The sequence below is a fragment of the Xenorhabdus budapestensis genome, from assembly GCF_002632465.1.
In the GTDB taxonomy this organism is placed as follows: Bacteria; Pseudomonadota; Gammaproteobacteria; order Enterobacterales; family Enterobacteriaceae; genus Xenorhabdus; species Xenorhabdus budapestensis.
Genome location: NZ_NIBS01000043.1, coordinates 3,963 through 7,824 on the forward strand (window position 1 = coordinate 3,963; position 3,862 = coordinate 7,824).

Consider the following 3,862-nt stretch of genomic DNA (forward strand, 5'->3'; position numbering starts at 1 on the left):
ATGTTTTACATCTTACTGTTGTAAATACTACCAGCTGTAGTATATGATTGTCGAGTTATTTTTATCCAAACCCTATTGACAGGTTTTTACAGGAGGTCACTGATGACCCGCGTTCCCGATACCGATTTAGCCCGCTTAAAGCAAACCGTCTCGTTACTGGGGCTGGCGCGTAAGCAAGGCCGTCCGATGAAAAAACGCGGTGAGGATTATGTGCTGCGCTGTCCGTTCCATAACGAGAAAACGCCCTCAATGGTGATATCGCCTGCTAAGAACCTGTATCACTGCTTTGGCTGTGGCGCAGCGGGATCGGTGCTGGACTGGGTGATACAAACGGAAGGGGTGACGCTGAAAATCGCTATCCGCCGGCTGCGGGAGCTGGCCGGGTTGCCGGATATGGACAATGCGGTTGTGGCCGCTTCTTCTTTAGCCGCCCCGCCGGGATCACAGGCGGCACCTCTGCCGCGCCCGAAACTGGCCGACCTGGACGATGACGGGCAGGCGCTGTTGCATCAGGTGATTGATTTTTATCATCAGCACTTACTGGCGTCACCGGAAGCCAAAGCCTGGCTGGAGCGGCGCGGGCTGAACCATCCTGAACTGGTCAGCCACTTTAAACTGGGGTATGCGGGCCATCACGGTATCAGCGGTTCCGCGGGGTTGTTGCCGTCCAAAGACAGTCAGGAAGGTCAGCAGTTGCGCGGCAAGCTGTCGGGGCTGGGCGTGTTGCGTACCACCACCCGGCAGGACCACTTCCGGGGCTGTGTCGTGGTGCCGATAATTGGCTGGGCCGAATCGGCCAGTGTGGCCAGCCGCGGGCGGGTGCTGCAACTGTATGGCCGCCGAACCCAGCCGGATTACAAAGTGCTGAAAGACAGCCCAAAGCATCTGTACCTGTCCTCACCACTGGCCGGGGTCTGGAATGAGGCAGCGATGAAAGCCGCTGCGGAAATTATCCTGTGCGAAGCGCTGATCGATGCTATGACCTTCTGGTGTGCCGGGTTCCGCAACGTGATCGCCGCGTTCGGGGTGAACGGGTTTAACCGTGAGCATCTCGAAGCCTTGCAGTATCACGGCGTGAAGCGGGTGCTGATTGCCTTTGACCGGGACGAGGCCGGAGACCGTGGCGCGGCTAATGTGGCGGCTGACTTACTGGAAGCCGGTATCGAGGCATGGCGGGTGCAGTTCCCGCCGGGCATGGATGCCAATGACTATGCGCTGAAAAGCGGCAATGCCGAACATGCGCTGGGGCTGGCCTTGCAACAGGCGGTCTGGCTGGGACAGGGAACAGCGCCGGGCGCGGTGTTCAGCCATGAGCGGCCCGTCTTGCCGACGGTGACGGAAAAGCCCCAAAGTGCCGGGGTGGCTAAATCTTCTTCTTTAGCCGCCCCGCCGGCGCTGACCGTTGCCCCCGTGCCCTGTGAGCGCACGGCGTCCGGTGAGTTGTTGATGAAAAGCGGCCCCCGGGTCTGGCGGATACGGGGGATGAAAAAATCCCCGGTACCGGACGTGATGAAAGTCAATGTGCAGGTGCGGGATGAAACGTCCGGCCTGTTCCATGTGGATACGCTGGACATGTATCACGCGCGGCATCGTCAGCACTACATCAGCACGGCGGCGCAAGAGCTGGAATGCGAGCTGTCGGTCATCAAACGCGAAGCCGGGCGGGTATTGCTGATGCTGGAGCAGCAACAGGACGCGCAACAGCAAGCCGACGCCGAAGCCTCAGGGACAACGGCGGTCACGGTCAGCGCGGAAGACGAAGCCGCCGCGCTGGCGTTGCTGACATCGCCGAACCTGACAGAACAGATTATCAACGACATGGCCGCCTGTGGCGTGGTCGGCGAATCCACCAATCTGCTGACCGGGTATCTGGCGGCAGTCTCGCGCAAACTCGATAAACCGCTGGCCGTGTTAATCCAGAGCAGCAGCGCGGCAGGCAAGAGCAGCCTGATGGATGCCGTGCTGAACCTGATGCCGGAAGAGGAGCGTATCCAGTACTCGGCGATGACCGGACAGAGCCTGTATTACCTCGGCGAAACCAGCCTGCAACACAAAATACTGGCGATAGCCGAAGAAGAAGGGGTGCGGCAGGCGGCCTATGCCCTGAAACTGTTGCAATCCGACGGCGAGCTGAAAATCGCCAGTACCGGCAAGAACGAGCAGAGCGGCGAACTGGTGACGCGGGAATACAAGGTACAGGGACCGGTGATGCTGATGTTAACGACGACGGCCATTGATGTGGATGAAGAGCTGCTGAACCGCTGTCTGGTGCTGACGGTCAACGAATCGCGCGAGCAGACGCAGGCCATCCACGCCATGCAGCGGCACCGCCAGACGCTGGCCGGGTTGCTGGCTGACTCGGAGAAAGGCTATCTGACGCAGTTACACCAGAACGCCCAGCGCCTGTTAAGGCCGCTGAAAGTGGTCAATCCTTACGCCCACCAACTGACGTTCCTGTCAGACAAAACCCGGATGCGGCGCGACCACATGAAATACCTGACGCTGATACAGGCCATTGCCCTGCTGCACCAGTATCAACGTGAAGTGAAGAAAACGACCCACCGCGGGCAGGTCATCGAATATATCGAAGTCACCCAAGACGATATTGCCCTCGCCAACCGGCTGGCGCATGAGGTGCTGGGGCGCACGCTGGATGAAATGCCGCCGCAAACACGCAAACTGTTACTGCTGATACAAGAGATGGTGAACGAACAGGCGCAAATCCAGCACTGCCAGCCAAATGAAGTGCGCTTTACCCGGCGGGATATCCGCGCCTTTACCCACTGGAGCGACAGCCAGCTCAAAAACCACTGTCAACGGCTGACGGAAATGGAATACCTGCTGTTGCATGGCGGCAGCCGGGGGCACCTGCTGCATTATGAACTGCTGTGGGACGGAGAAGACAACGGCGCAGCCCACCTGTGCGGCCTGCTGGATGTCGGAGAAGCGGACTCAGAAACCGCCGGCAGTGAACGCAAGTCTGACCCGGAAGGTCGTAAGTCTTCCCCAAGTCCGGGGCAAGTCTGGCCTGAGTCTGGGGAAGAAAAACCCGCGTCAGCCCAGACAGAACAAGGGCCGGCAGGGGCACAAGTCCGGGCAGATGAAAACGCAGTTATTAAGGAAAATAATCACAGAGGCGCATTGCCCGTACCCGACAGGGATAAAACGCCGGCAGCCGTCCCGACAGGTCATGAGAGCAAGTCTGACTTAAATGAACGCCAGTCTGCCTCAAGTCTGGGCCAGGTCCGGGCTAAGTCTGGGGTAAAAAAATCCCCATCAGGGCAGGCAGAACACGGGTTCAGCGTACCGCAAGTCGGGGTAACGGAAGACACCGTGATAAAAGGAAAAAAGAAAACACGCCCCTTGTCTGCGCCCGCCCCTCAATCTCAACCGGAGGTCAATCATGGCAAACCGTAAACCCCGCAAGGGAAGTCTCCTGACCGTCGATGACGTCTACCGTCAGCCTGTCGGTCCGGCACATGACCCAAAAAGCCTGTATGCGCTGCTGCTGCGCTTCGTGGCCTGGCGGCAGGAACGGAACTGGTCGGAAACCACGCTGAAAGTGCAGACCCATCACACCTATCACTTTATCCTGTGGGCCACGGACCGGGGCCTGTACTATGCCGCGGACATCACGCGGCCAATACTGGAGCGTTACCAGCGCTACCTGTACCAGTACCGCAAGACCAACGGAGAGCCGCTGAGCATCCGCACCCAACGCACGCAGTTGCAGCCGTTACAGGTATGGTTCAAATGGCTGACGAAACAGAACCTGATACTGGCGAACCCGGCAGCGGACATTGAGTTGCCGCGGGAAGAAAAACGCCTGCCGCGGTATATCCTGAGCATTGATGAAATCGAG

Annotated in this window: 2 protein-coding genes; both read left to right on the forward strand. The window is 58.9% G+C overall.

Annotated elements, in window-relative coordinates; translation table 11 throughout:
- The first annotated feature begins 102 nt into the window (after positions 1 to 102).
- The gene (locus tag Xbud_RS17995; protein ID WP_099137399.1) at positions 103 to 3,417 is read left to right on the forward strand and encodes a CHC2 zinc finger domain-containing protein; all 3,315 of its coding nucleotides are present in this window, start codon (positions 103 to 105) and stop codon (positions 3,415 to 3,417) included.
- Positions 3,404 to 3,862 (forward strand): site-specific integrase (locus Xbud_RS18000; protein WP_211283550.1); only part of this gene is annotated, 459 nt, incomplete at its 3' end. The genes Xbud_RS17995 and Xbud_RS18000, both read left to right, overlap by 14 nt.